Genomic DNA, 6,000 nt, shown 5'->3' with positions numbered 1-6,000 from the left:
TTACCATTTATCTTAACAGTAATTGCTACAGGATTTGCAATAGTACTATTTGAATTTTATCCTTCTTTAACTAACAGTTTTAAATTAACTAACTTAGGTTATAATATATTTGGATTCTTTAACCAGCGTCTATTAATAGAATTATTTGTTAATAAATATATAGTTGACTTAACTCTAAGATTAGGAGGTCAAACTACGAAAATTTTAGATAGAGGTAGTATTGAATTAATAGGGCCTTTTGGGGCTGAGAAACTATTATTATCTGCAGGTAAATTAATAAACAGTTTAAGTACAGGTATGGTTACTAATTATGCATTATACATAATAATAGGTATTATTGTATATCTAATGGGTAATAATTTCTATTTATTTGACATTAATAATACTTTATTGTTATCTATGTTATGTATTAACATTTTTATAGTTATTTTAAGTAGGGGAAGAAGAAATATTTCTTCTTTGCTTTAGTCCTAGAATCCGGTATATTTAATTCATTCAAATGAATATTAATTAAGGGTTGATATATATTGGTGCTGAATATAAGTCCATTAAATATATGAAAGTGTTGGATATTATTTTTAATTATATCAAGAATTCTATGAATTTTTTCTAATTTTAAATATAATATAAATATATCTGATTTAAATTCTGTGTTTTATGGTTTAAATGATTTATTTGAATATCTTTATGTGTTTTATAATTCGAATAATTTACTTTTAGGTTTACCAATGGAGCCCTTAAATACTCCAGAAAATACCCCTGAAGGGGATAACCTATAACAGTTCATCTACTGGTTCAAATATCAATTCTACTGGTTCAAATACTAACCCTGAAAATGCTATATTAAACCCTGTGACTGAGATTCCCAACCAAGGAAACGGGAATCCTAGTGAACACCCTCAAACACCTAGTCATCCTGGTGGACACCAACCATCTGGTCAGCCTAGTGAACACCCTCAAACACCTAGTAATCCTAGTGGGCAGGGAGGAAACAATAATGGGGATATATCCGACGCAGACTCGAATGGTTACTTTGATAGTGATGGTCATCATCACCAGTGATTTTATACTCCTACTCCTCCTGGTGGCCATTCGCCAGACCATCAAACTTTTTGAGAGCGAATGAATAATCCGAGAGGTAGACCAAGTTTTTCTGATGATGGATCTCCTATTCATTATTATAGAGAGGAATCTCCTAGTACTAATAATAGAGAAGAATCTCCTAGTCCTAAGAATGGAGAGGGATCTTCAGGATCTAAAAGACCTCATGATGGATCTGGAGAGGTATCTTCAGGATCTAAAAGACCAAGAATCTAAAAATAAATTTAATATGTATAATCTACAATATATTTACGGAAAACATCATTTATCTATCGTGATTTATATGTATTTAGTATATCTTTATTATTAATAGAATATTCGGTAAAGCTCTATCTGTTTATATATTTTGCGTCAATATTATAAATTAATTTTATAACTATTGGTAATTACTTGATTTATAAGATAGTATTTGTTGTAATCTTACAATGATTTATTTTTAAATACTGGCTATATTTAAATTAAGCTGTGCTCTTCTCTTTTGTTTATTCTTTGTTTATCCTTATTCTTTTTATTCATTCCCTTTATTAGGGCTTCCTTATTTAAGGGATAGATAAATAAAGTATAGGCATGACTCAAGGAATACGTATGAAATATTCTTTGGAAAGGAGGAGGTCGGGCGCTGTGATATTTTATTATTCTTTATGAGAATAATTTAGACACCCGAAAAGGCGCATTTCTAAAGAATTGTGTGATATTTTATAATTCTTTATAAGAATAGTTTAGACACCAAAAAATTAAATAGATATTCATGGAATTTCCTTAAAGTCCTTATTTTTGAAATAATTGACCTAAAAAGGCTATTCAGATATGTATACTTTATATTAATATAAAAAATTAATGTTAGAATAGTGGATTTTTAGCGATAATATTTCATTTATACGAAATCTTTCTTAAATCATATATTAAAAAATGATTACGGAGCGGTCTTTGAACGCTAAGATATCTTCCATTAGTATGAATATAGAGAGATGATTTTTTTCTACTAATGCTAAAGATATAGGTAATCTTTATTTAATCTTTGCTTTATTTTCAGGGTTACTGGGAACTGCTTTTTCTGTATTAATTAGATTAGAATTAAGTGGACCTGGTATACAATATATCTCCGATAATCAATTATATAATAGTATAATTACGGCGCATGGAATCTTAATGATATTCTTTATGGTTATGCCCGCATTAATTGGAGGTTTTGGTAATTTCTTATTACCTTTAATGGTAGGGGGTCCAGATATGGCATTCCCTAGACTTAATAATATAAGTTTCTGATTATTACCTCCAAGTTTACTATTTCTAATATTCTCTTCATGTATAGAAGGAGGTGCAGGTACAGGATGAACTCTTTACCCACCTTTAGCAGGAATACAAAGTCATAGTGGACCTAGTGTAGATTTAGGTATTTTTGCTTTACATTTATCCGGAGTAAGTAGTTTATTAGGTGCTATAAACTTTATTACTACTATTGCTAATATGAGAACTCCTGGAATTAAATTACACAAATTAGCTTTATTTGGGTGAGCTGTAGTTATAACAGCTGTTTTATTATTACTATCTTTACCAGTATTAGCCGGTGGTATTACTATGGTATTAACAGATAGAAACTTTAACACTTCTTTCTTTGAAGCAGCAGGGGGAGGTGACCCAATATTATACCAACATCTTTTCTGATTCTTCGGACATCCTGAGGTTTATATTTTAATTATACCAGGTTTTGGTATAATTAGTACAACTTTATCTGCTAACTCTAATAAATCTATATTTGGTTACATAGGTATGGTTTATGCTATGATGTCTATTGGAATATTAGGATTCATAGTTTGAAGTCATCATATGTATACAGTTGGTTTAGATGTAGATACAAGAGCTTACTTCACAGCTGCTACTTTAATAATAGCTGTTCCTACTGGAATTAAAATATTCTCATGATTAGCTACATGCTACGGAGGATCTATTAAATTAACACCTTCTATGTTATTTGGAATAGGTTTTGTATTTATGTTCACTATAGGTGGATTAAGTGGTGTAGTTTTAGCTAATGCTTCTCTTGATATAGCATTCCATGATACTTATTACGTAGTTGCTCGTGTGGGCCGCAATATGTTATTTTATATAAATAACATAGATGAAACTGACTATATGCTGGGACGGATACTAGTGTATTATTTACTATTTATTAATACGTCTTATCTTTACAAACTAGATGCTAGTAAGAATAATATTCTTTTAAATAGTCAAAATAATAATATGACGATTAAGTTTAATACGACAAAGTTTAAACTTGAGGATTTCCAATCAGCAGAAAACTGCAAAGGATTCTCAGAGACTACACGTCAGTGACCCATTTCTAGAAATTTCAAATTTTGAAAATGATTTAGTGGTATAATAGATGGGAATGGAAATTTTGATATTAGATTAGATCCTGTTAGTAATAAAAGAGTTCTTAAACAAATTAGAATAAAATTACATAACAAAAATATTAGGATATTAACCCGTATACAAGATTGTTTACATATAGGTAAGATTAGAACAGATAAAAATAAATCTTACTCTATTTATATAGTGTCAACTAAAGAAAATATGACGTATATTCTTAACAATATTAATGGGCTGATTAGACTTAAAGTACCTAGTTTTAAAGAAGCTTGCACTTTATATAATCTAGATTATATTGAAGCTGATTATAATATAGGAAAATATGATCCCTATTTTGCAGGCTTAGTTGATAGTAACGGAAGTATAATATTTAATTATGCCGGAAACAGAATAGAATGTAATTTAGAATTTAAATATAATGAATATACATCTAAATTAAACTTCGATGACACTATATGAAACTCTAAACCAAGAATTGTTATACGTAAAGATTCTAAATCAAAGAAATTCTCATTTATTTCCTTTAAATTTCAAAATGTAGATAATATGCTATTTATATACGATTACTTTATGAATAATAGGTTGTATAACGATATGAAATTTTATAGAGTTACAAAAATTAAATCTTTTATAGAAATTAGAAAATATAAAACATACCCTAAAGATAGTTTAGAGCATAAAATATATAGTAATTTTTTAATAGATTGATTTAAATATGACAATCCTTTATGATATAAAGTTCCTTGTGTTCGTAAATACTTATTATATTAAAAATATATGGGTTATGATATAGTCCTGACTATTAATACTCTACAAATGATAGGGTTGCACACGTGAAATAACGTTAACGATTATTACTGATTTTTTTTAATATTAATTTTTAATATACTCAAATTTATTCTTTTCACTCCAAACAAGCATATATACTTAGGGTTTTATTATAATATTCATTATTTAATAAATAAAGGATATATAGCATTAACTAAAAAAAGTAATAAAGGCATAAGAAAAACAGAACTCTTGATTTTAGTTTATTGTGCTTACATTATTATAATAGATCTGGATATGTTATATAGATACATATTTAGTTTTTTCTTTTTAACAGGCGTTTTAATTAAATTAATTAAAATAACTAAAAATTGAGTAAAAAATCATGAATTGAAACAATACTTTCCTATGTATCATAATATAGTTAAGTATATGTTGTTTGGTTTATTAATCCTTAATTTATTAGTACTAATTATAATAGGACAAAAACTTTTAATTTTGATAATAACTTATTTTAAAGGATTTTTTTTGAATATGAATATTGTAAACAAATTAAAAGATTTAAAATTATCATTAGATTACAAATGAGTTAAAAATAAGGATAATAAACCTAAAAAGCCTAATGTAAATTTTTTCTTTGATTTAAAAAACAAGAAGAAAAATAAAAAGAGAGCTTCTTCTTTAAAAGAAAAAATATTAGATCTTCAAAAGAAAAATTTAAATAAAGATTATTCTAATACTACTTTCAAACAAGAATCTTTTAGTAAAAAGAGAAACTGGAAAGAAAGTATTAATATAGAGGATAAGCCTAAATTTACAATTCATGAACAATTAAATAATGTTAAATATGAATACAAAGCTTATAATAATCAAGAAAATAAATTTAAAAAGATTGTTATAGATATAAACAAAGAAAAAGAGGAGTTTTTTCCTAATGAATCTAAATCTTTGTTCAAAGAATATGTGAGTGTTATAAAAATATTAAAAAAAAATCTGAAATCCGTAGAGAAAATATTATCTCAGGAGAAATAAAAGTTTTTTAAGCATTTCCACTACGTATTAAGTATGGGAGCTGTATTTGCTATGTTCAGTGGATGATATTTCTGATCACCTAAGATATTAGGTTTAAATTATAACATCTACTTAGCTAAACTTCAATTCTGATTATTATTCATCGGAGTTAATTTAACATTCTTCCCTCAACATTTCTTAGGTTTACAAGGAATGCCTAGAAGAATAAGTGATTACCCTGATGCATTTACAGGATGAAACTTAGTAAGTAGTTTTGGATCAATAGTAAGTGTAGTAGCTGCTTGATTATTCTTATTTATAGTATTCCAACAACTAACAGTAGGAGAAGTTGCTACAAGATACCCTTGATTAACACTTCCTTTCCACACTGATTCTTTAAGAGGATACTTGAATAGAAATTACAATAGTTTAGAGTGAGCTTTAAGTAGTCCACCTAAACCGCACGCATTTGTGTCATTACCTTTACAAAGTTAATTTGGTGCAAATTTAACTGTATTGGAACAAAATTTTATAATATAGAATGAGATTTAAATAGTCCATTTAAACCATTTGCATTTGAGACATTACCTATACAAAGTTATTTAACTATGTTGGTATGGAAATCATATAGTTTAGAGTCCTTTAAATAGACAACCTAAACCGTACGCATTTGGAAGATTACCCGTATAAAGTTAGTTTGATACAAATTTAACTGTATTGGTATAAAAATTACAATAGTTTAGAGTGGGC

At 27.4% G+C, this 6,000-nt stretch carries 3 protein-coding genes and 2 pseudogenes; all 5 read left to right on the top strand.

Annotated elements, in window-relative coordinates; translation table 11 throughout:
* Window positions 1-468, top strand: a 468-nt coding sequence (locus ACYU7G_RS17405) for a hypothetical protein (protein WP_461110073.1), incomplete at its 5' end; no start/stop codon positions are given.
* A 1,629-nt stretch (window positions 469-2,097) separates the two neighbouring features.
* A pseudogene (locus ACYU7G_RS17400) lies at window positions 2,098-2,616 on the top strand (cbb3-type cytochrome c oxidase subunit I).
* 162 nt (window positions 2,617-2,778) lie between these two features.
* Window positions 2,779-3,435: pseudogene (locus ACYU7G_RS17395) on the top strand (cbb3-type cytochrome c oxidase subunit I); the annotation flags it as partial.
* A gap of 42 nt (window positions 3,436-3,477) precedes the next feature.
* Window positions 3,478-3,930 carry an LAGLIDADG family homing endonuclease gene (locus tag ACYU7G_RS17390; protein ID WP_461110077.1) on the top strand — a complete coding sequence of 151 codons (453 nt, stop codon included), beginning with the start codon at window positions 3,478-3,480 and terminating at the stop codon, window positions 3,928-3,930.
* Window positions 3,931-5,412: 1,482 nt separating this feature from the next.
* A complete protein-coding gene (locus tag ACYU7G_RS17385; protein ID WP_461110076.1) occupies window positions 5,413-5,508 on the top strand; it encodes a hypothetical protein in 96 nt (31 codons plus the stop codon).
* The last annotated feature ends 492 nt before the right edge of the window (window positions 5,509-6,000 follow it).

This window comes from Tessaracoccus terricola (assembly GCF_054776555.1).
This window is presented reverse-complemented; position numbering and strand designations above follow the sequence as displayed.